The following is a 21,720-nucleotide window of genomic DNA, read 5'->3' as shown; positions in this document are numbered from 1 at the left end:
ATCTTCGGAGAGAGATGCAAAATATAGTCCCTTTACGCAGTTCGTTAGACGCTTACACACTTTGCTGGGCACTGTCATTTTTGGTTTTTATCATTGTCGATAAAAGAACCCGATTCAGGTGTTTTAACGGAATACGTAAATTGCATTTCCTGTTTTTTTAAGCCCCGCATGGTTGGATAACGGTACCAATTTTATTTTTTTGAAATGGATTTACTTTGGAGATCTTTTAACGCTTTTAGCTCAAAAAGCCCCACGGTGTCATCAAAAAGAGCGTATATTTTGTCATCAATTATTTTGAACTCTGTGATCGATTTATTTGTAAGATTGGGGATATGAAATGATAGCACGTATTCTTTCGTGTTTATATTATACACGTCTATGGTGGAGGATATTAGAAATTTTCCTTTATTTTCATTTTTTGCTAAAAGATTGGATCGAACGTAGAGAAAATCGCCGGATAGGGTGCTGCAAGGATTTGTTGCAAAGGGTGGAGAGCTCAGCATGGACGTTCCATCGTTGTCCACTTCTCTTACGGTGATTGGGGCAGTCCGGAAGGTGTCTATCGTGTTTCCTGTTCCTTTTAAGTTTAGGTCGTTGTCGATCACTAGGTATTGATTTCTGTACGTGTATAGATATGTTAATGTATTTGTTTCATTATTGTAATCAGTTTGCCCCTGGACAGAGAATATTCCCTCTTGTTGCGGTGTTAGAAGATTGTCATTGAATTTAAATTTCGGGCTGTCTGCCAATACAAGCAACCCTAGCTGAAGACCTTTCTTTTCGGTGTTGTATGCCTGTAGAACGAAAGTTGTGTCGTTAATCGGAAAAGCGCTATTGAAATAAAAATACTTGCTGAATTTAATTTCCCTGGCCGTCCAATTTTTTTTGTCACCCGTGAGGATTATGGGCATAATACCATTTGTTAGAAAGAAGCGATCACGGTTTACGATCGTTCGAAATCTCCCCGGCTCTACTATACTATCCACCTTTTCGAGTTTTATCTCTACTTCTTGTTGATCCTGCAGTGACAAATCCATACTTTTTAGCTTAGAAGGTCGATCGTAATTTCCAAACCATATTCTTTTTTCGTCAAACCCGGCAATATAGTTTGAGGGGCGACCAAGTGACTCGATTTTAAGAAGCCCGACAATTTCCTTGGCAAAATTTCGCTGAAAGGTGGATGGCTGTAGCTCGGAACTGATTGGCGATGATATGTAAATTACGAATAGTGCTAGTAGCGTTACCAGCGTACATAGAACGGTTAAGACTATATGTTTTTTGTAGAGATTCATATTGCGTTGGTTAAGGTTAATTTTCTTTTCGCGTCTTTTACCTGGAGCATGATGCCGACGAGCGCCAGGATGGTAAAGGCTATGTTGAAGACCAGGTGCTCTCCCCATCCCATATCATTGAGTATGCCACCGCAGGAGCAGGGTACATACGGGCTTAATTTTAAGATGATCACAATGTATAGGGTAAATAGGAGCATTATCGAAAAAGATCCATATAGCCCCAATAGTGACAATTTGGGGAAGAATAACAAGATGGCTATTAGTATCTCCAGCGCGGGGATCAGCCAGGCTATAACATCCGTGTATTTCATGATGAATGGCGAGCGCCCGATTTGTGCTTTAAATACTTCATACTCCATAAGCTTGGAAACCGATGCATAAATGAACAGGAGTATGAAGAGGATGTTAATGGCATCTGTTATTGTTTTTGTTTTCATTTTATTTTGTGTTTTTATTACTTTATTCCAAATAGAGGAAATTTGATATTGTCAGGATTTTCGTATCTCATTAGAAAATGGAGAATTCCTCCGTTTCCGTTGCCGAGGCCGACATAGGGTATGCGTTCGTTGTTGGCGATCCAATGTGTCCCGGATGCGTTTTCATGACGGGCACATAGCACCAAATTCAAAACCCTATCTATATATGGCTGGTATTCCTGAGTCTTGAATATTCTGGCGGCTTCTAAATATATTTCACCTATCCCACATAGTCCGTTGGCAAGGGAGAAGTCGTTTTGCGTTAGATGATGGGATAAATAAGTTAAGGAGTCGTGTACGCGTTTTTTGAGTATGGGATCTTCTAGGATGTCATATGCATGCATGTAGGTCAGAATTATTCCCAGCACTCCGTTCCCGAACCAGGGGTCAATTTTTCGTTTGGAGCCGCCTGTTATCCAAAGTGTTGTTCCTTCTTTTTTAATTGTCTTTGTTTCGAGCCAGCTTATAGCTTTTCTTATAGCCTGTTTGACTTCCGAATTTGTCCGTGTGGAGTGATATCCGATCAACGCCATGGTGATGCCGGAAACTCCATAGCTAATTCCGGTAGGGTGTTCCTGTGTTGTTTGCCAGGATCCATTTCGCTGTTGTTTACTTAAAATATTATCGATTAATGTTGATAGTCGCTTTTCAATAACGCTATTTTGGGATCTTTCCGGATAACATTGGAGCATCGCCATGCATTGCCCCGCTATTCCCTGTGCCATCGTCAGGTCGGATGTTGGTAGGCTCAGGCACGTCGTTAATGATTCACGAAGCGAGGGCGACTCCGGTAAAAGCTGATTTCTTATCGCTAATGTCATCGCCATTGCCTGGCCAGCTGTTCCGTGATAAAACCCCGGATGGATGTTGGGGAGTTTCGACATGGAGCTGCTGTTAATGAACCTGAAGGCGGTTGAGAGCGGGCTTTTTAATGCGTTTATCGGGTAGTTTAGTCGTTTGGCTATGGAGGCAACATAGATGGCCGATCCTACCCCCTCGTAGAGGCCCGGAGTGTAAGTTTTGGTTGCATCCCTGGCACTCAGGAGGTGGTCTTCTTTTAAGTCAATGCTATGCCAGAGACCTTCTTCGCTCAACATATTCTTGCCGGCGAAGGCATGAAGGGTATCAATGATGGTTTTTTTTACAAGATCTTTCGTGGGGGTAGCGTTTCTTTGTTTGTTGTATGTTAATGTGTTTGATTTTATGGCAGAACAATATTCATGAATTTGTATAGATAAATCCTTTATGCCAGGTCGCTCGAGTGGATTTAGCCGGGTGCATTGACGAATAACGTCATACAGCGTATCGTCTATCCATACCGTAGATAGTGTATTTTCGATTCGCTCACTGTTGCCAGGTAAAAATTTAGCGGGCTTTAACCCGGTAGCAAAGACGAACATTAAAGCCCCCAGGCTGTAGATGTCTTCGGGTGTATTGGCCGGTCGAATACTATCGTGTTCAGGCGGCATGAAACCGAGTGTGCCAATATCAAAAGGGGGAGTGGGGAGCCCTTCTGTTAGAGAGTAGGTTCCTTCAAGGTCTATCAGGATTATTTTTTTGTTGCGATCCAGGATAAAGTTGACGGGTGTGATGTCGCGATGCACGTAACCCAACGCATGCAAAGCTTTTATGTTTTCGATTACCTGAGATAAGTAGTTTATTAATGTGATCTTGTCCTGGGACTTGACATCTTTCCAGATCATGCCGTCAATCGTTTCGAGAATGATCTTATCCAATGCCTTTCCCTTGATCAGCTCCATGGCGAGATATTGGTTTCCCGCTTCGCTGAAGAAATCATAAACTTTTGGTATTGAAACCTTATTCCGTAATTTATTTTGTAGCTCGAATTGCCAGCGGAGCCTGTCTATAATATCCCTTCCAAAATTATCTGTCCCGATGTGATGACGCGCCTCTTTTACAACGGCGCGTCTGATGGTTAAACCTTTGACCTGGATCGTTTTTAAAACACGCCCTTTAACGTCGGTTTTTAGTTCTGAGGTTATCAAGTAGGTGTTATTTAGGACGGGTAACGGTGAGGGCTTTGGAACCAGGCCGTTGGAGAAAGGCCATGATCTTCCCAAAGGTAGGGCAAAAGGGACGTTATATAGATCGGGTATCAAATTTCCGCTGGAGTCGTGGATATAGCGTTGCAGTTGTCCGGCGGCATCCGGCATCAGGACTGGGTTAAAACTGCCATAGCGGGCATAAAGCGCTCCACCTAAATGAGCATCCGTTGGAACGGCAGGGCCTTTAATTTCAGCAGTTGCTTCGATCAGTTTTCGCGAAAGCGCATGAGCAATGGTATCAGTTTCTGGGTAGATGCGGAAGATTTTTCCAATTTGGAATGCTCCTAATTTTCCGTTTAGAAGCAGGTCTGCTGTTCGGGCATTGGATATAAGTTTGAATGCAATTTTATCCCGGATCAATATGGGAAGCACTGCCTGAATTAGTGCGGAAATTTGACTGTTTATGGCGGAAAGATGCAGAATCCATCCTTCCGTTTTCTTGATCGTACCGACCTGGAGATAGTGTTCTTCTACGGTTTTGTATTTTTGATTTCGTAGGCGCAATGCTGTAGCGTAGTCGAATGAGGACTCTGCACGGGTATCGTTTTTAACTTTTGCAAGCATTTTTGTCGTATTTTTAGTAGGTAACTTGTGTCTCAGAGACTAAGGTCGCTCCGCTAGATGATACAAAAGGTCGGAATAGATGCACAAATGGCCAGAATAATTGGAGATGTAATGTATGAAGTGATACGTTTGGTGTAGCTAAGGGTGTGCCCGGTTGTGGAGAAGAGATGCGTTGTTGGAAACTAACAGTTTTTTATTTTCATCTTTTTATTTTTATCTGCAGTTAGTTAAGAATTGTTGATCCTGCAGGAATCGTCTTACCGCCCGGCATACATGTCAATACGGTGGGGGTTTGATGAGTAAATCTAACCAGACATGGGCCGGGCGTACTTCTATGATCCCACGCAGTTATGACAGTTGGTACGCTGTTTATTAAAACCCGTATTTTGCAGATATGTGATCCTGCTACGCGTGGATTGGTGCTGCATATTGTAGTACAGAATCCTGATCCACCTACTGTGACGTAACTAAGGTGTGGCAAGCCGGGGGCGAATGAGGCGTTAATGGATACGACAGCACCACCTACTGCAATGATTACGGCAAGAAATTTAAAGATTAAGTTTTTTGTTTTCATAACTGTTAATTTTGTTGTTTCATAATGGCTCACTGGAAGATGATTTACTATCAGACATTTTGTTAGGTGTTGAATGATCACATTTGTGAGAATGATGAATCCAGCTCAGTCGGCCTTAGTCAGATGCTATCTTGATATCTAGCCAGGGGTATTGGTAATTCGTTCTGTTAGTTTATAATTTTCGCCTCTGGTGGTATTGTTTTGTTTACAAGGCACTCCCGTATTACATCCGTTGGCTGAGTAATTCTAGTCAGACAAGCGCCGGCTGTGGCTCTATGGTTCCATACAGTTACGACTGTTGGTACACCATTTACTGAAATTCGTACTTTGCAAATTGCTGGACCGGGTACAGTATATGGGTTGTTGCAAAGTGTAGTGCAGAATCCTGTTCCTCCAATCGTTACATAGCTCAGGTGAGCTTGGCCCGGAGCAAGAGATGCATTAATAGAGAGGACAGTCCCCAATAGTGCTACGACTATGGCAAGAGACTTAAAGATTATTGTTTTTGATTTCATGATTTTTTAATTTTGTTAGAGGTGTTGGTAATTCGTTATTCGTGATCTGCAGACTGAATTTTTTTGTTTGTGTTGTTGAGCGGTTTTTAGGGTGACAGCTGATTTGAATAGCTGCTCTGTTATTTAAATTTCGAATATCTAAATGATACAAAGGGTTAGAATATGTGAATTAATGGCCAACGGAATAAGATGTTAAAGGAGGAAAACTCTCCTCCGTATTTATCCGAGCCAGTTTTCAATATTCGAACATCATAACAGTTGCTAATGACACGGTGTAATACTATTCTTTAATGGCTACGTATTTGTCACATTACTGGCGATGCTATTGTCTGTTTCCTAAAATATAGTTCGTTTTTTTTAGGAGTTTGCCGGCAGTAAGCCGTCGATAGATAATCACATTGGGAGCTTAGGAAATGACCGATTGGGATATAATTCCATCCAATCGTCAAATAATATAAATATAACTTAGCAAAAGTTTTATATGCGACATTGTAGCAAATTTAATAATAATCAAAAAAACAAATGGGTTCGATTCATGAATCGCATATTGAATCATCGACAGGTGATCGAACGTCGTTCGTAAAGAAACTCTAGAGGAATCAGGAAATGCCGAACACCTGAATAATCCAAAGTAGGCACAATCCATAATAAAAATTTAATATGAAAGCGAAAAATGTAATTTTTAGACTCCTTGCAGTAATTTTTGCTGTGGGCGGAGCCGTGGCTTCTGTTAATGCATCTTTGGGCATCAATGATGTTCACCTGAGTTATGTAACGATTGGAGGAACGGGATTCTGCTCGACTATTGCCCCCAATCCATGTACCGTGTCGGGTAGTCAGATTTGTCGAGTAGATATTAGAGTTAATAATGTGCCGACGGTTGTGACGGGCTGGCAGCATAAAACAACAGCCGGTGCTTGCGATGTGAGATATACTCGACCGAATGCCACAGTCACTCCTATACTTGTAAATAAAGTAATTCCTCCAGGAGCTACAATCCTAAACTAGCAGAGCATAACTCATATCGGTGCTGTGTATACACAGCACCGATACTTATGGTGCATATTGTCGGATTGAATGCATCCGTTGGATTCGATGAAGGTATGGAGTCGGCAGATTTAGTGATTGTCGAGTTGGTGGTGATCGATTCGTGTTAGTGAATGGGAAATATATTGTTTTGTAGGCAAATTGATATAGTTAATGCAATACCATCAGTAATTGCCATAGGATCTATGTCAAACTCCTAAAACATATTACTCAATATTTGTTAAAGGCGGTACCGATACAAAAGCAATTCATATTAACGAAGTATCGCGATCGAATGGAGAGTTACAAACCAAACTAGGATGGATCAGGGAAACGCCGAACATCTTAATAATTCAAAGTAGGTACAATCTATATTTAAATTTAATATGAGAACCAAAAACGGGATTTTTAGACTCCTTGCAGTAATTTTTGCTTTAGGCGGAGCCGTGGCTTCTGCCAATGCCTCTTTGGGTGTCAATGATGCTCACCTGAGCTATATAACAGCAAGTGGATCGGGATTATGCACGACTATCGGACCCAACCCATGTGCTGGGCCCGGTCCTCAGATTTGTCGAGTAGATATTAGAGTTAATAATGTGCCGACGATTGTAACGGCCTGGCAGCATAGAGCCACACCGGGTGCTTGCTTAATACGATATACTCATTTTAACGCCGTAGTTATTCCTATTTTTATAAATAAGACAATCCCTGCCGGATCCGTAATCCAGAACTAGCGGCAGACATGACTTATTTTCTGCCGCATTATTACAGCGGAAACGTTTAAACGGATTTCTTCTTCTATTTATAACTTACCATCCCCAATAATTAAAACTTGCATGGGTCTGCGAGTCTTCACTAGATCGAGCCCATATTTGTGCAGTGCGGATTTTATAAGGTGTCTATTAGTCATATCAACATCTAGTTTAATATCGATGTTGTGTACCAACTTTGTGGCATCAAAAAAGGGAGGCTCTCCATCGCTGATATAATAAGTAATAAACTCAATCAACCGTCTGAACGGCAGATTTTTCGCAAAAAATCCGCCCGCAAAATTTTCAGAAACAATGGTTTGCCCGCCTTTTGATTTGCTTTTTTTTAGCAATTTCTCGGAACTGACAACCAGCTCCCACACTTCAACGTTTCTAACCGCCACCGTCACATCGTAACCAAATGCATTTCGTAGATCCGTCTGCATCGTCTCCATGATCCGTTCCTTTGTTATAAAGGAGACAGGCATAATTAAAGAATAGTCATAAGTGCCTTTTCCAACATTAAATTTAAAGTCATATTCGAACAAGGAAGAGTCAGCTATTTCCAATATTGGATTCGGATAAAATTTGTAATAGATACTATCATTACTATCTCTACTCCAGATAAATCGACCAACGTAAGCCATTTTGTAAAGCATATCAAGTGAGGCCATTGATACCTGTAGAGGCATTGTTTTTTTTTGATCGTCTTTCAGCGAATTGACATATTCCGGAATATCTTGTATCAATTGCCGCCCACCGGACCACTTACGCAGTTCAGACTTAACAATGGGAGTGCTGTCGCCAGTATATTTTGAGCTATCCAAATCATCATGTGAGAAAAAGGAAATTTTTTTTCCTGCGAGCAGATCTCTTATTTTCTCGGAGGTGAAGTCTCGTCCATCTGTTATTGCATACACTACGCCGGTAGGATCAACTATTACAACATGGGGCATTGCTTTAATCCCCCACTTCTTAACCAATACGGAGTCAAAAACGTGTGGGATATTTAGGTCTTGTTTTGCTCTAAGCCGATCATACAAGTCTTCAATACCATGGTTATATCTAATATCGTTTTTTCCCACCATCATAAAGACAATTTCATCTTTAAACTCTGTTTGCAACCGATTTATCTTTGGCAGTGACTTGATACACGAAGAGCATCCTTTAAACCAAAAATCCAGGAACAACCATTTTTCTTTAAAAGATTCATTTGAAATCTTGTGTGTCGAATAGTCGCGAACATCTGAAAGTTCAAAATCTGGTAGTGGGCTTCCTATAGTTGGAATATGCTGACCGCAGGATGGTTTTGCACCGATCAATTCAATCAAGATAACTGAAAAGATGACTAACAAATTTCGTAACATGGTATTTAAATAATTGAATGTACCTATTATAATAAGATACAAAATTAGGTAGTAGGTATAAGAGCATGCAGATTTTATTTGTGTAAAAGCACACATGGATTAGAAGCCGCCAAAGTTATCAAAACTTCCATCGCTGAACTTCCGCTGTTTGAAGGTCTTGGATACTTAAAAAAAACTGAAAAAGGCCAGATTTTTGATCGTTTTATGGCCGATTGGAATGTAATTCTATCCAATCGTCAAAGACCACGGATATAACTTTATTGAGAGTTAAATTGGGATGTCAGATTTTAAAGGCATTTAAGAGTTAGAAATCTCGTCATGTTCAACAAAGAACTCTGGAGGAATCAGGAAAATGCTGAACACCTGAATAATCCAAAGTAGGCATAATCCATAATAAAAATTTTACTATGAAAGTGAAGAACGTAATTTTTAGACTCCTTGCAGTAATTTTTGCTGTGGGCGGAGTCGTAGCTTCTGTCAGTGCGTCTTTGGGCATCAATGATGCTCACCTGAGCTATGTAACGATAGGCGGAACGGGATTCTGTACGACTATTGCCCCTAATCCGTGTACCGTCGCGGGGTCTCAGATTTGTAGGGTACAGATCGGAGTGAATGGTGTGGCAACGGTAGTAACAAACTGGCGCCATAGGGGCTCATCGGGCGTTTGCATCACGAGATATGATCGGCCAAATGCCACAGTTACTCCTATACTTGTAAATAAGGTGATCCCTGCCGGATCTACAATTCTAAACTAGAGGTCACAACTCATATCAGCGATGTGGGTGCTCAGCACCGATGCTTATGGTGCACATTGTAGGCTTGGATGTATTCGTTGGATTCGATGAAGTCATGGAATTGGTAGATTCAGTGGCCATCGAGTTAGTGTTGATTGATTCGTGTTTTGCGACAGAGAAATATATCCATTTTTGGATACAAATTGATATAGTTAATGTAATGCTAGCGGATTCCAGCCTGATCTGTATCAGGGTAGTAAAACATATTGCTCAATAATTTGCTAAAGACGGTGCCGACGTAAGTCGAGATTCATATTGACAATGTTTGGCGATTGAATTAGGAACCGGTTGCAAAGAAACTAGATGACGAAAATTCGGCGCCTGAATAGTTCGAATTAGATTTTCGTTGGGGTATAATGCATTTGGTACTGCGTATCCACAGTACCGATACTTGAATAGATACCGTTGGAATGATTCAACTTAAGGTGATTTATGTCTCGCTTGTAGAATGAAAAGCAACATATTGTTAGTATCAAAGGTCCGAGCCATTTCAGCTAATTCTTTAGCCGTTGTTCGATCTATAATACTTGATACATTAGTTATTGCAATCGGGTCTTCGTTATTTAGAATAGAAGACATCAAATATTCAGACCAGAAATTTTTCGACTGAAGGTTGATTTCAAAATCATGTAGTACTTGTTTTTTTGCACCTTCAAATAAGATTTCCTGAATTTCTTGTCTTTTTAAGCTTTCCATCTCTTCCTTCATATAAGTAATTGCTTCATTTTCATGACCTGGGATACAGTCAAAAGAAGCGCCAACAATGTACTTCCTCTCTCCGACGTAGTTCTGGCGAAGTGCGTACGCAGATTGTGCATACGAAATGCTTTCCTTAGCCCTTAGCCTGGCAACTGCCAGTGTAAGAAGTTCAGCCCTAAGGATCTCAACTCTAAAAGAAGTTTCATAATTGAGAGAGGGGATACCGGAGAATCCTATCTTAATATAAGATACCCCGCTAGCGTCTGTGTCATTTAGAAAGACAGCCCGTCGAAGTGCTCTAACCGGCTGTTCTTTTTTTTCAATATTAGCGGTGTCGGTTTTAGGCAGTGTGCCGAGATACTGGGAAATCAATGTGCCTATTTCGTTATCGTTAAAGTCGCCGGTGATCACAACGGTCAAATTTCCGTCATTGACAAACATCTTGCGGTAATTGTCAAGAACCCGATCGGGCGTAAGATTAATAAGAACATCGCTTGTGATAACATTCTTACAAAAATTTGAAAACTCGCTGTACATTGCGTTCTGATATTCGACGGATCCGTCTACAAACGATTTGTTATCGGAGAATCTTTCTTTTCGCCTTCGAACCCACTCAACTAGAGAGCCGGAATCGACTCTTGGCCGAACAAAGGCTAGATACATCGCCTGGAGAATTGGTTCTAACTGTCTACTTTCACCGGATGCTGAGATACCCACATGATCAATTTTGGTCACCGGCACGAGACTAAAATTTTGTTGCTTCTTGTATTTCTCAAAATCTAACTTATTATACGGGCCGAGCCCATTGCTAAAGACAATGTCAACCACAGATGGAGCGATCAAGGAATCAGAGCTCAGAGCATTGTAAACGGAACAGGGCCTAAAAAGTCTAACTTCAATTTGATTCGTAAGGTCGCTCGTTTTTTTTGTCACCACACGAACGCCGTTTGATAGTTTTAAGTCGACGATGCCAATCCCTTTAACGGAGTCGAAACGGCATTTGACTCCAAGAGCACATTGCTTAAGCGAGTCTTGTTCTTCTCCGTTTACAAGATCAGGCATCGAACTGATAACATTGTATGTGTCTCGCATAGAATGGGTATCTGTAGCTGCCCGGTGTACAATTCTAGTCATTTCCTTGTCGTCCGGAATTCGAGAGGCGTCTGATTGAGAATAGTGAATTATCACATCTCTGTCGATGTCAAAAGAGAGGCTCCTAAGCCATGTATTGTACTGAATAGCACTTACTTCGTGAAAAAACTGATCCAACATTGACAGTCTGTGCTTATCTGTTATAATGGCATCTCCCTGAACAAAGTTATTAATGCAATTTTCGACAGATTGAGACCATCCATTCTTATATGTTTGATGCTCGTAGTATTTCTTCGTTATATCGCGAAATTCTGATTCGTTAAAGCCATTCTTATTGATATAGAATATTTCCGACATGATTGTTCTAAATGAAGCGTTTAAAGTCGACGCGTCCGACGAGAAATTTACCTGTAAAGCGCTGAATGGGGGGCCATATCCGGCACCGAATATGGGGTCAAATCTCACATCCAAGTCCGAGATATTTCTTTTTACAGGAGCTTGTAGATTATTAAGTCTATCCGCAAGGCCCATACTCAGCAGATCTCTTCTAATTTGCTCATTGAAATCGTCACTGGTTCTAATGCACCGATAAGGCAACTTAAATAATACCTCAACTTTTGGTCGACTTGAATTTTGTCTTGCGAATTTAAAATATCGATTATCGCCATTTAATTTCAGTGACCTAACCCTGGAAAAATGTGTTTTTGCATTGTTGGATTTTATGTCGGAAAATATTTTAATGACTAACTCGCTGATATCATTTACGTTAATCTTGCCTACTATAATGATAGCCGCGTTGTCGACTGTGTACCAATCATTATAAAAACTGAGAACGGAACTGTGTTTACAGTGCCGAACGTTGTCACGATCATCATTGAATACATACTTATTACTAATGTATTTTGATATAACAGCAGCTACCGATTCGCGTTTGCCGTTTTCATCAGGAGAGTACTTCATTTCCGCTTCTTGCAAAACCATCTTCCTTTCAGCATTTACAGATGCCGTGTCTAATAAGGCACCTCCTTGTGCCCAGTCTCGTATAACTCTTAGGCAATTCACCAGTAATTGTCGATTATTGTTTGGGATATCAAACTCATATATAGTTTTTTTTAAGCCAGTTCCAGCGTTATATTCGCGACCGAATACCAACCCTTCAGAATCAAGATATCGCTTTAGATCAGGGAAATTGACAGAACCTCTCATAAGGACATGCTCCAGCAAATGAGCGATACCTTGTTGATCTTGCTTTTCAAAATCTGTTCCTGCGCGAACTACGAACCTAATGTGGAGCTTACCTTCAGATTTGCTGCTGTCATTTTTAAGATAGTAGGAGAATCCATTCGGCAGGGTTGAATGGATCAAATTCGGATCGTCAGATTTAATAAGATCTTGAGCGGAACATATTGTAGCCCCCAACGTGCTGGCAGAAGCCAGCACAATGAGTAATCTTGCTCTTTTAAAGAACAAAGCGACCGTGGTACACAAGCGCTGTAAAAAATTGGCGGCTGTAACGTATTGGCTGATGGTGGCAGCAGTTAGACCACTGGATAGGCTTTTAAATGTCATATTTTTGTAACCAGCGACATGTTTAGGTATCTCGAGAGGGAAGCCCAAGCACGTGTTTTATTCGGTTTTCCGTTATACATATGACTCAGAATATCCGGTAGGTATAAGCCTTTTATCTTCCAATTTCTGCTAATGATATTAAGGCGCTGGGTATGTGTCAGACTATCAGGTTGTTGTGGGATTTTTTATTTACTTCAGTGACGTATGACGCCGGACGCCAGGAATCGGATTGTCTTCAAAGAGTTCGCTGGTAGAGAGGGCAGAAGTAATCGGGTTTGCGTATTTTCAATCAACAGTGACAGCGTGGGTTTCGAAAAAAAAGTGTCAGTACAGGGGATTTGGATTGCGGGCACTCGAAACGGTAAATATTTTGGATAAGCGGAAACGGAGATGATCTTCAGTATCGACGTGTTTAAAAAATCGTTTCGTTAGTTTGGAATTGTAGGTAGATTGGGGACCGAAGAACTGCTGTGGCACGCGCCTGACTGGGAAAGAAATACATTAATGGAAGCCAGCGAGGCGGTGCCTATTGCATCCTCTCAAATCCACGTTGTTAGTATTGTATTACGGACCCTGGGGGGATTGTCTTGTTAATCGTCGAGCACGTCGTCAATGGAATGGGGGTTTGGTGAGTATATCTAACCAGACATCGCCCTGGCGTACTTCTATGTTCCCAGGCAGTCACGATTGTAGGCGCACCGTTAATTAAAATCTGCATTCGGCAAATTTGCGTTCCCGTAACGCATCGATTAATGGTGCATATCGTGCTGCAAAATCCTGTATCGCCAACTGTCACATAACTAAGGTGCGGTGATCCAGGAGTGAGCGTTGCATTAGTGGAAGCTACGGCACCGCCTACTGCAATGATTACAGCAAGAGATCTGAAAAGTACATTTTTGATTTTCATAGTTTTTAGAGTTTTATTGTTTGATTACTGACCACTGGGGATTGTCGATTTTCATGATCGACGTTGTTAAATCGTTCTATTAATGAATTGTCGATAGATTAGGGATCGTCTTGTTTCCGGGGCACTGCCATGTGTTAGGGCTTGGCTGGGTCCATCTAACGAGGCATGCGCCGGGCGTGCTTCGATGGTTCCAGGCAGTCACAACGGTTGGGGTGCCATTTATTGAAATCTGTACTTTGCAGACAACGGGTCCGCTTGTAGTGCATGGATTGTTACATATCGTACTGCAGAATGCTGCTCCACCTACTGTGGAGTAACTAATGTGTGCCTGTCCGGGGGCAGGAGAGGCGTTGGTAGAGGCTAAAGCACCACCTGCCGCAATGATTACTGAGAGAAGCTTAAAGATTACATATTTTGTTTTCATAATTTTAAGTTTTATTATTTATTTCAATTGGAGATTTAGTTTTATATATAATGGACATGGCTGTTGAGCATGCCTGTTTTGAGGAGAACCAGTTTGAGGGCTGCTCTGTTATTTAAATTTCGTATATCTGAATAAAACAGATAGATAAAATAAATGAATAAAGGGCCAGAGAATAGTGCCCCATCAAGCGCTCGACGCTTCATCAAGTACCTTGGCATCCTCCCGAGTCAACCCCGTATACGCGCAAAAATCATCGATCGTCACAAACTGCCCCATCCGCTTCCCGACATTTTCTCGTATCCGCCGGTGCATCTTAACCGAAGTTTTGTAACAGTACCCCGTTATTCGTTGAATATCCTTCGGCGTTAAAATAACAAGCTTCTCATACATAGTTTACTGAATTGTTATTGATCCCGTTTCCATCCCCAGACCACCCGGGTCTTAAACCTATACCACCCCTATACCACCCCTATACCAAGGCTATGCCATGTGAGTTTTGGGGAAATCCACCGAAGCTACAAAACCCATTTCACACCACACTCACATTGCCCGCCATTGCGTTCACCTGCGGCCCCTTGAGCCTGATGGGAACAAATAGGAAGAAAAGGTAAAAGAAGGGAAAACATAGGAACATATAGGGAAACTTGGGAACACACAATTTCCCACGCCCGGGCCACCCACTATGTTTGTCTCGCTGCAGCAACAAGGCGCACCGGCCGGCCTGCAACGGGCCGGGTAAAGTAAAATTGAATTTTAAAATTATGGCAAGACAAAAAAGTATCATCAAGCTGGAAGGCGAGATCGGCGATATCTCCTTCTACAAAACCCAGGACGGTTACCTGGCGCGCGAAAAGACGTCACACAGCGGCGAGCGCATCAAGACCGACCCGGCCTTTGCGCGCGTGCGCGAGAATATGTCAGAGTTCGCCCGCGCGGGCCAGGCGGCAAAGGTCGTCAGCAGCGCGCTGCGCTCACTGATCGTAAACGCCAAAGCCTACCGCATGACCAGTCGCCTGACGAAAGAGTTTTCACGCATCATCCGAACGGATGCAGTGAACCTCCGCGGACAGCGAACGGCAACAGACGGAGAGGTCGGACTGCTCAACGGCTTTAACTTCAACAACAAAGCCACCCTGGGCAGCACGTTTTATCCCCTGATCGCCCCGGCCATCGACCGTGCGGCGGGCACCGCGACCATCGCCGTCCAGGAATTCTCCCCGACGAAAATGGTAATAGCACCCGAAGGCGCAACACACTTCCGGCTGATCGCCGGCATGGCACGCGTAAATTTCGAGACGGGAGACTACGCGTTGGGCCAGACGGCGTCGGAGCAGATCCAGGTCAACAGCGTCGCCAACGTACAGGCGCAGCTGGTCAGTAACCTGGCGGGCATTACCGGCGGGGATACGCTGCTGCTGGCGTTCGGCATCGAATACTCGCAGCTCGTCAACGGTCAGCAATACCCCTTGAACAACGGCAGCTTTAACGCGCTCGCCATTGTGGCCGTAAACCGCGAAGGCTAACATCCTCATTCATCCGGCAAACTACGCGATCGAGGAGTTACGGGGGTGCATAGCCCCCGTAACCACCTTGACAGGCCCGGGCCGCGGCATCCATTCCCGCAGCGCCACGGAACGGCTGCAAGCCACAGTCTTAGCAGCCTTTGAACGAAAAGAAGAAGTATACCTCACCATTAGATCAAGCAAAAAATGAGTGTCTTACAACGCATGCAGGAACCCACCCCAAAGTTCTTCCGGGTCCTGCGCACGATCGGCCTGATCCTCGCCGCCGCAAGCGGTGCGATCCTGGCCGCCCCCGTCACCCTTCCGGCCGTCGTTGTCTCCCTGGCCGGCTACCTCGCAGTAGCTGGCACGGTAGCGACAGCCGTGGCCCAAACCGCCGTCGAAAAGCTGGAAGAGTAACAGGCTAAAAAAAGGGGAGTACAACCGAAGTACTCCCCACCGTGATATCACAATAAAATCAGCAAAGCAATGACAACCTTAAAAGACTGGGCCATAAAGCCCCCAACCACCCGCGCGGAGCTCGGCCAATACCGCAATCTCAAGATTCAGGGCTACAGAGCCGAAGTCCACGGCGTTCGCATCGCCACCGGTAAGATCTGGGACTTGGATCATTTTATCCCCCACAACTATCTCATGGATGGCTTCATATACATCCGCAGCCGCTGCATCGTGGCCGAAGTGAACGTAGATGTATACTATGCAGCAAACGTTCTCTTATCGCTGGCCGAAAAACCGCTCGCCCCCGCGCCGCTGCCCGATCTCGACAGCGACCAGGCCCTCTTCACCCATTTTCATCAAACCGGAGAGCTGGTAGCTATTTTTTGCAAAAGGCAGTATGAATGCATTTTTGCAAGAATAACGGGTGTGGATCACAAGTCATGTGACGTGCGGCCCATAAACGACCAGGTGGAAGAATCCGACGAGACCTTCCGCCTGGAGTATAACAAAGTACGGATGGTCCTGGCAAACACGCATCAGCTCAAATACTATCAGATGTACCAGCAACGGTGCAGGCACGGCGAATCATAAGGAGTATAGAGACGATCGCACGGACTTCGGTCGCCAGCCTGGACTGGCGACCGCTCGTCCTATCCGCGCTTATCGCCACATCGCCGCGAAAACGCCACCAGGTTCATCTGCTCGCGCAGCCTCGATCGAACGCGTTTGCCGTAATGCTGCTCGATCTCCTCGGCTGACAAATTCGTCGTGATATGCGTCACCATCCCTTCGCTGACAAACCGGTCGTAACGGCTCAGTAAGATCTCCGCCAGCACATTACATTCATTTCCGAAATACTTCAGGTTCTGCTCAGCGCCGAGATCATCAAAACAGTAAGCGCGCGGCGCAGCGCCGCGATACGAGAGCTTGCTATACCGGCCGATCACGCCGTAACCTTCCTCGCGAAATTCGAAGCCCACCTCCCGGCAGGATCGTACCGTAAACTGATAAGGCGGCATGGGCACCGTACGCATCAGCGTCATCAGGCTCGACTTGCCGCAGCCCACGGGGCCGGTCAGCAGGATGCCCTTGCGCAGGTCGATGCCCAGGCGGTCGGCTTCGGCCTGGTGGCGAATGAAGTAGACGACAAGTTTGTAAAGTATAGCATGGTCCCCGGGGTGGATCGTAAAGCGCGGACCGAAAAGCGCACGCCCGTGTTTCTGAAAATAGGCCAGGCACCAGTTAAAATCGAATTTGTCCATAAGCAGTAGGTAGAAGTTAGCATGTAGAAATACCGCCGGTAGCGACCGGTGGCCGGGCGGGAAGAGCCCGGCGCACCGGTGCCGGCGGGGGTTCGTCGGTTAGAGGGGCTTGTCGTAATCTTTGTCGTCGTCGGTGTCGAGGTGATTGGGTTTCGGGCCGGTCTTACCGCCGGCACCCGTCGCCTCGAAGTAATCGACCTTCAGGATCCAGCTCCGGGCGGCAGCCTGCCAGTCTTCCATCGGTGCGCGCCCGCCCTGCCGCCAGCCGTTGGCCTGGTAGTAGCTATGGAACTTCTCGGCTTCGCGGGCAGTGGACTTTTGCGCGTGGAAAAAATCCACGGCTTCTTTCAGGTCGGCCGGCCGCGCGCCCGCCGGCCCCCGGGGCGCCCCGGCATTTTCACCGCCGCGGGTGTCTGAAAAAAAATCATCCATCGCATCACCCGTGGGCGCGGGAGAAGGCGTTTGCTGTTTCGCTCCCGTTCGGTTTGGACGTTTACGGGGTTTGGAAGGGTTTACTATAGAGGGTCCCACCTCCGTTTCATCGCCAGTCTCGGAAATGAGAACGTGCGTGACGTCGTGCAGCCCCTGGTCGAGACGTTTTACCGCCACCGTGCTGGGCCGGTGCGCCCGTGCGGCGCGTTTCCAGACGATATACCCCCAGGCGTGCAGGTCTTGCAGACAGCGGTAGTAGGTGTTGACCGATCCGAAACGTGCGCGCAGCATGATCTCTTCGCGCGCGATGCGCATGTGCGGCTCCCACCGCGTGAGGTTCCAGACGGCAAAAAGTGCCATGTACAGGCTGATGTGGTGCGGGGTAAAGCGGTCGTCGGTGGCGAAGACTTCGAACGCGCCGCGACTGTGCGTAACAAAATTGACATCCATGGCTTAGCGGTTTTTAAGGGTTGAGGTGTTGTTGGACTCCAGGAAACGGTGCAGGTCGGTGACGCGGTAATACACCGCGTTACCGGCCTTGACAAAGGGAATGGCGTTGCGCCGGCGCAGCGACCGCAGCGTGTTTTCGGAGATGCGTAGCATGCGGCAGGCTTCGTTGGCGCGGACGTACTCGAGCGTGAGCTGCTGGCCGGCGCTTTCGAGCAACAGCTTCTTGATGTTGGCCAGGAGGCTCCGTTGGGAGACCTCCAGGTCTTGCAGGGTGATGTAACGTGACATAGGTGTATAATTTATTATACCGCCAAAGCAATCGTACAACGTTTTAAAAGTCCATGTCCAACCTGGGGGATTTTCCCCAATATCGGGGGATGAGCCTGGCGAGGGTATACACCGGTATAATGAACCAGGGTCAACGTAAAGAATTTTCACGTTGGCTGATGGCGTCGCTCAGGTACTGGCAGATCTTTTTCAGAGACAGCAGGGCCTTGCGTTGTGCTTCCGGGTCGTTAAGGCGCGGAGCAAGGACGTAGCGGCGAGCCGGCCGAGGGTAGACGGGACCTGCGCCAGCAGCCCGGCCCGCTGCCCTTTGGTTTTCCCCAGGCGGATGCATCCCGTCTCATGGGCGGCATCCCCAATCGCGGCAGCCACCGCGGGAGGGAGCAGGAAGATCAGGTTGTCTGTGGAGGTTCCGTTGGGCAGGGCATCGGCATCGCTCTCATCTCCGGCCAGGTCGGGCAGATTCCTGCCATCGTTTGCTCGACGCGCGGGCGCCGGTGCGTTTTGCAGGCGCGTCAGCCAGTCCGTGAGCTGTTCGTGCACGCTGGGTTGGCGCGGCAACCATGCCCGGGGGCGTAAGACGCGGCAGGGTGGCCAGGGCGACCTGGTAGTCGTAGAGTTGCGCCAGGCGGGCTTCGTATGAGCGACAGGTTTCCAACTGGTTGTTGACTATGCGGCGGCAATAGGCGATCAGTTCGGGCGCATTGAAGTTATACGCCGCCAGTAGCTCCAGCACGCTCTCGTCGCCCGTGGTTTCGTGACCCGGTAACGGGCCGTGCAGCAGCGCCTCTTTCAATGTGCGCAGGTAGTAGAGCATATAAAACGTAACGGTGGCCGTGCGCGGCAGGGCTTCGAACGGAGCCAGCACGATCCCGATCAGTTTCGGGCTGACATGGCGCCGGGCCAGGTGCTCGCGCAGCGCAACCAGGTCGCTGACAAGGTGGCCTTGCAAGACCGTGCGGGTGGCGTCCAGCAGTGGTAACGTTGGATCGATCTGGCCGTCGGCGAGCTCGACCGTGTAGCGCAGCAGCCGGTCCAGCGCCCGGTAGATCTGGTGGCAACACACGTCCCGGAAACCGCGCCGCGAAAGCGTGGCATACAGGTGGACCGGTTGCGTGTACTGCAGCAGGTGGCCGGCCAGCCTGAGCAGCGTACGCTGGCATTCGGCCAGGTAGCGGCGCTGTGCAGGTTCGTCGGGTTGCTCGTGGTACGCCCGGTGGAGCGCGGGAAAGAGGTGGTCGAAGAACTCGCCCAGGCCTTCCGTTACGGTGTCCAGCAAGGATGCATCCGCGGCAGCGTCCTGCTGTGTGACCTGGTAAAATATCGACTTGCCAACATCGGTTTCAATGACCTGTCTCAAGGCCGGTAGCGGGCCGCCGGCGCGTCGTATAAAATGTTCCATGGTGTGGTGACAATTAACGGTAGATTTAAACAACGGCGACCCACCGGTCTAACCACCAGCGAGTGAGCCGGATAAACGTACAGGGCTACTGCAATAGCGAAGGGGCTATGCGCGATGGAACATAAGAATAGTAACGAGCGGGAATAGCGAAATAATTAAAAAATGGCCTCATGGCGTCTATGATTGGTTTAGGGTTCGGGCAATCACAGAGAGGGTGTATGTATACTATGCGGGTGAATATAGGGAATTTTGAGACTTGTTGTTATGCAGTTGTTACTTAGTTCCCAACCACCGTGCCGTCTTTCTTGAAACAGGTGGCGACAAAGCTATATTCTCCAGCTTTCGAATAGCTTGGATAAAGGCTGGGGCAATTAAAAAGTTTGATGGTATATTCACCCCTGGCGGATAATTGGCCCGTAGTTACTTCCAAGAACCTTAATTTTTCCTCAAACATAGGCTCGTTAAATCCGTCGCCGGTAGGGTATATGTGTCCTCCTGCGGGGTCTGTTATTTCAGCACGAACGTTGAGATAGTCGCCGGTGGGTGTTACCTTAAACTGTAATTTGTCGCCGGCGTCCATCCTGATTTTAATCTCATGCACTTCGTTGCGGGAAGTAAATTCCAGCGATATTTTTTTTCCGCAAGTGACCGTAACTTTTTGAGGTTGTGCAAATACATCGGTGCTACCAGCAAGCAGCACGAAGAGGAGTGTAACATGGCGTAGATTCATGGACTTGATTTATGCGTTCTGGGGCTAAGATTTTCCAGCTTTATCCATCCTTTAGCAGGTCTGTTAAGATCCTTACTGAAAAACGAAAATAAAATGCTTCTTGTATCCGACTCCGTTGGAATAAATAATGTAGTGAGAGGGGTTTGGTGATCTAAGAAGCCTGCCGGACTGACCCGGCTATTGATAGTGATGTTATCAGAGTAATAGGGGATTTCGGTTCCGTTATTTGTGGGGATCAACACATACTCGGGAAGGGGTGGAGATGTTGCTGCCGTTGCGTCGGGCATTTCACTGATTTGCGGTGCCTTTGTCTCGGTGGTCAGGTTTTCCTGCGTAGTACCCTCATCTTGGATTTCCGGCTTTTTATTTTTCCGTTCCTGGGAGGTATGATCGATTGTCTTCTTTCGACCGTTGTTGGATCTTACCAGGACAATATTCTGGAAGATATTATCAGGATTTACGAGTTTAATGCTGGTGTCAATGGATTCCTTACCATGACGGCATATAAAATGGACCGGAACAATCTCGCGCGCCTGCATTTGAATTTTATAGCCACCGGATGCATCGGATGAGTCGGGTATATAGGTTTTCCGGTCGATGGAATAGGAAAAATGTGCTCGGGGTATACGCTGACCGTTAGCGTCGATAATAAAGCCGGAGGCCGAGTATGTTTGGGCAGGAGGAGAGAAATATAGGTACCCACCGTAGATTGAAACGAGGGAGGCTAACCCACCGATCACCGTAAAAAAGAAAACAACATTCGCGTTTTGAACGAACTTTACGTTGGGTTCGTTTTGTGGGGTTGTCATGCTGAAAACGGGTTTCGAGGGGGGTAAGATAAGGATTTGAGTCGGTTAATCCTATTAGTCCTGACGGTACGAAATCGGCTGCGCTCCAGGATCGTTTTTGTATGCTTTTGATAGGGCTTCGGTAGGGAGTATCCCGGGCGCGCTACAGGGCGTTGCGACGGGCCGTGTCGGTGGGACGAAATGGAAACTATAAGGAACTGTTGGGAAAGTAATGGGAACAGGTGGTTGCTATTGACCCGATAAAGCTATATTTTCACAACCGGTTTCTGGGGCAC

General features: G+C 46.1%; 17 protein-coding genes. 6 read left to right on the top strand and 11 right to left on the bottom strand.

What is annotated here, in order from left to right; all coding sequences use genetic code 11:
* Positions 1-191: 191 nt before the first annotated feature.
* From KK078_RS21895 to KK078_RS21885, 3 genes are read right to left on the bottom strand one after another with little or no spacing between them, the layout of a single operon-like run.
* Positions 192-1,292 carry a hypothetical protein gene (locus KK078_RS21895; protein WP_254092458.1) on the bottom strand — a complete coding sequence of 367 codons (1,101 nt, stop codon included), beginning with the start codon at positions 1,290-1,292 and terminating at the stop codon, positions 192-194.
* The gene (locus KK078_RS21890) at positions 1,289-1,729 is read right to left on the bottom strand and encodes a MauE/DoxX family redox-associated membrane protein (RefSeq protein ID WP_254092457.1); all 441 of its coding nucleotides are present in this window, start codon (positions 1,727-1,729) and stop codon (positions 1,289-1,291) included. Before KK078_RS21890 ends, KK078_RS21895 begins: the two co-directional genes overlap by 4 nt.
* Positions 1,730-1,746: 17 nt before the next feature.
* Positions 1,747-4,398 carry a lanthionine synthetase LanC family protein gene (locus KK078_RS21885; protein WP_254092456.1) on the bottom strand — a complete coding sequence of 884 codons (2,652 nt, stop codon included), beginning with the start codon at positions 4,396-4,398 and terminating at the stop codon, positions 1,747-1,749.
* Positions 4,399-6,147: 1,749 nt separating this feature from the next.
* Between KK078_RS21885 and KK078_RS21880 the strand changes: the two genes are divergently transcribed.
* Positions 6,148-6,495: a DUF6520 family protein gene (locus KK078_RS21880; RefSeq protein WP_254092455.1), complete on the top strand. Its 348-nt coding sequence runs from the start codon at positions 6,148-6,150 to the stop codon at positions 6,493-6,495.
* 820 nt (positions 6,496-7,315) lie between these two features.
* On the opposite strand, the gene KK078_RS21875 is transcribed toward KK078_RS21880, so the two are convergent.
* Positions 7,316-8,629, bottom strand: a complete 1,314-nt coding sequence (locus KK078_RS21875) for a TlpA family protein disulfide reductase (protein WP_254092454.1) — start codon at positions 8,627-8,629, stop codon at positions 7,316-7,318.
* A gap of 407 nt (positions 8,630-9,036) precedes the next feature.
* Here KK078_RS21875 and KK078_RS30875 point away from each other — a divergent pair, with 407 nt between their 5' ends.
* Complete coding sequence (locus KK078_RS30875; RefSeq protein ID WP_394370585.1) at positions 9,037-9,384, top strand: DUF6520 family protein; 348 nt, start codon at positions 9,037-9,039, stop codon at positions 9,382-9,384.
* A 459-nt stretch (positions 9,385-9,843) separates the two neighbouring features.
* On the opposite strand, the gene KK078_RS21870 is transcribed toward KK078_RS30875, so the two are convergent.
* On the bottom strand, positions 9,844-12,783 hold the full coding sequence (locus KK078_RS21870; protein ID WP_254092453.1) for a M16 family metallopeptidase: 2,940 nt from the start codon (positions 12,781-12,783) through the stop codon (positions 9,844-9,846).
* A gap of 2,092 nt (positions 12,784-14,875) precedes the next feature.
* Here KK078_RS21870 and KK078_RS21865 point away from each other — a divergent pair.
* The 4 genes from KK078_RS21865 to KK078_RS21850 all read left to right on the top strand — a co-directional run bounded on the left by KK078_RS21865 (position 14,876) and on the right by KK078_RS21850 (position 16,666).
* The gene (locus KK078_RS21865) at positions 14,876-15,637 is read left to right on the top strand and encodes a hypothetical protein (RefSeq protein ID WP_254092452.1); all 762 of its coding nucleotides are present in this window, start codon (positions 14,876-14,878) and stop codon (positions 15,635-15,637) included.
* Position 15,638: 1 nt separating this feature from the next.
* The gene (locus tag KK078_RS21860) at positions 15,639-15,827 is read left to right on the top strand and encodes a DUF5675 family protein (protein WP_317195978.1); all 189 of its coding nucleotides are present in this window, start codon (positions 15,639-15,641) and stop codon (positions 15,825-15,827) included.
* Positions 15,824-16,036 (top strand): hypothetical protein, encoded by a 213-nt coding sequence (locus KK078_RS21855; RefSeq protein ID WP_254092451.1) that lies wholly within the window; start codon positions 15,824-15,826, stop codon positions 16,034-16,036. The genes KK078_RS21860 and KK078_RS21855 overlap by 4 nt, the downstream gene beginning before the upstream one ends.
* Positions 16,037-16,105: 69 nt before the next feature.
* Positions 16,106-16,666: a hypothetical protein gene (locus tag KK078_RS21850; RefSeq protein ID WP_254092450.1), complete on the top strand. Its 561-nt coding sequence runs from the start codon at positions 16,106-16,108 to the stop codon at positions 16,664-16,666.
* Positions 16,667-16,725: 59 nt separating this feature from the next.
* On the opposite strand, the gene KK078_RS21845 is transcribed toward KK078_RS21850, so the two are convergent.
* The 6 genes from KK078_RS21845 to KK078_RS21820 form a co-directional block, all read right to left on the bottom strand.
* Positions 16,726-17,337 (bottom strand): P-loop NTPase family protein, encoded by a 612-nt coding sequence (locus KK078_RS21845; protein ID WP_254092449.1) that lies wholly within the window; start codon positions 17,335-17,337, stop codon positions 16,726-16,728.
* 99 nt (positions 17,338-17,436) lie between these two features.
* On the bottom strand, positions 17,437-18,219 hold the full coding sequence (locus KK078_RS21840; RefSeq protein ID WP_254092448.1) for a hypothetical protein: 783 nt from the start codon (positions 18,217-18,219) through the stop codon (positions 17,437-17,439).
* Positions 18,220-18,222: 3 nt separating this feature from the next.
* Positions 18,223-18,507 carry a helix-turn-helix domain-containing protein gene (locus tag KK078_RS21835; protein ID WP_254092447.1) on the bottom strand — a complete coding sequence of 95 codons (285 nt, stop codon included), beginning with the start codon at positions 18,505-18,507 and terminating at the stop codon, positions 18,223-18,225.
* A gap of 436 nt (positions 18,508-18,943) precedes the next feature.
* On the bottom strand, positions 18,944-19,906 hold the full coding sequence (locus tag KK078_RS21830) for a hypothetical protein (RefSeq protein WP_254092446.1): 963 nt from the start codon (positions 19,904-19,906) through the stop codon (positions 18,944-18,946).
* Positions 19,907-20,183: 277 nt separating this feature from the next.
* Positions 20,184-20,636 carry a hypothetical protein gene (locus KK078_RS21825; protein WP_254092445.1) on the bottom strand — a complete coding sequence of 151 codons (453 nt, stop codon included), beginning with the start codon at positions 20,634-20,636 and terminating at the stop codon, positions 20,184-20,186.
* Entirely contained in the window at positions 20,633-21,445 is an 813-nt protein-coding gene (locus tag KK078_RS21820) for a hypothetical protein (RefSeq protein WP_254092444.1), read from the bottom strand. The genes KK078_RS21825 and KK078_RS21820 overlap by 4 nt, the downstream gene beginning before the upstream one ends.
* Positions 21,446-21,720: the final 275 nt, after the last annotated feature.

Source organism: Dawidia soli (genome assembly GCF_018598185.1).
Lineage (GTDB): Bacteria > Bacteroidota > Bacteroidia > Cytophagales > Cyclobacteriaceae > Ohtaekwangia > Ohtaekwangia soli.
Note: the sequence above shows the minus strand (reverse complement) of the source record. Positions and strands in the feature narration are given on the sequence as shown.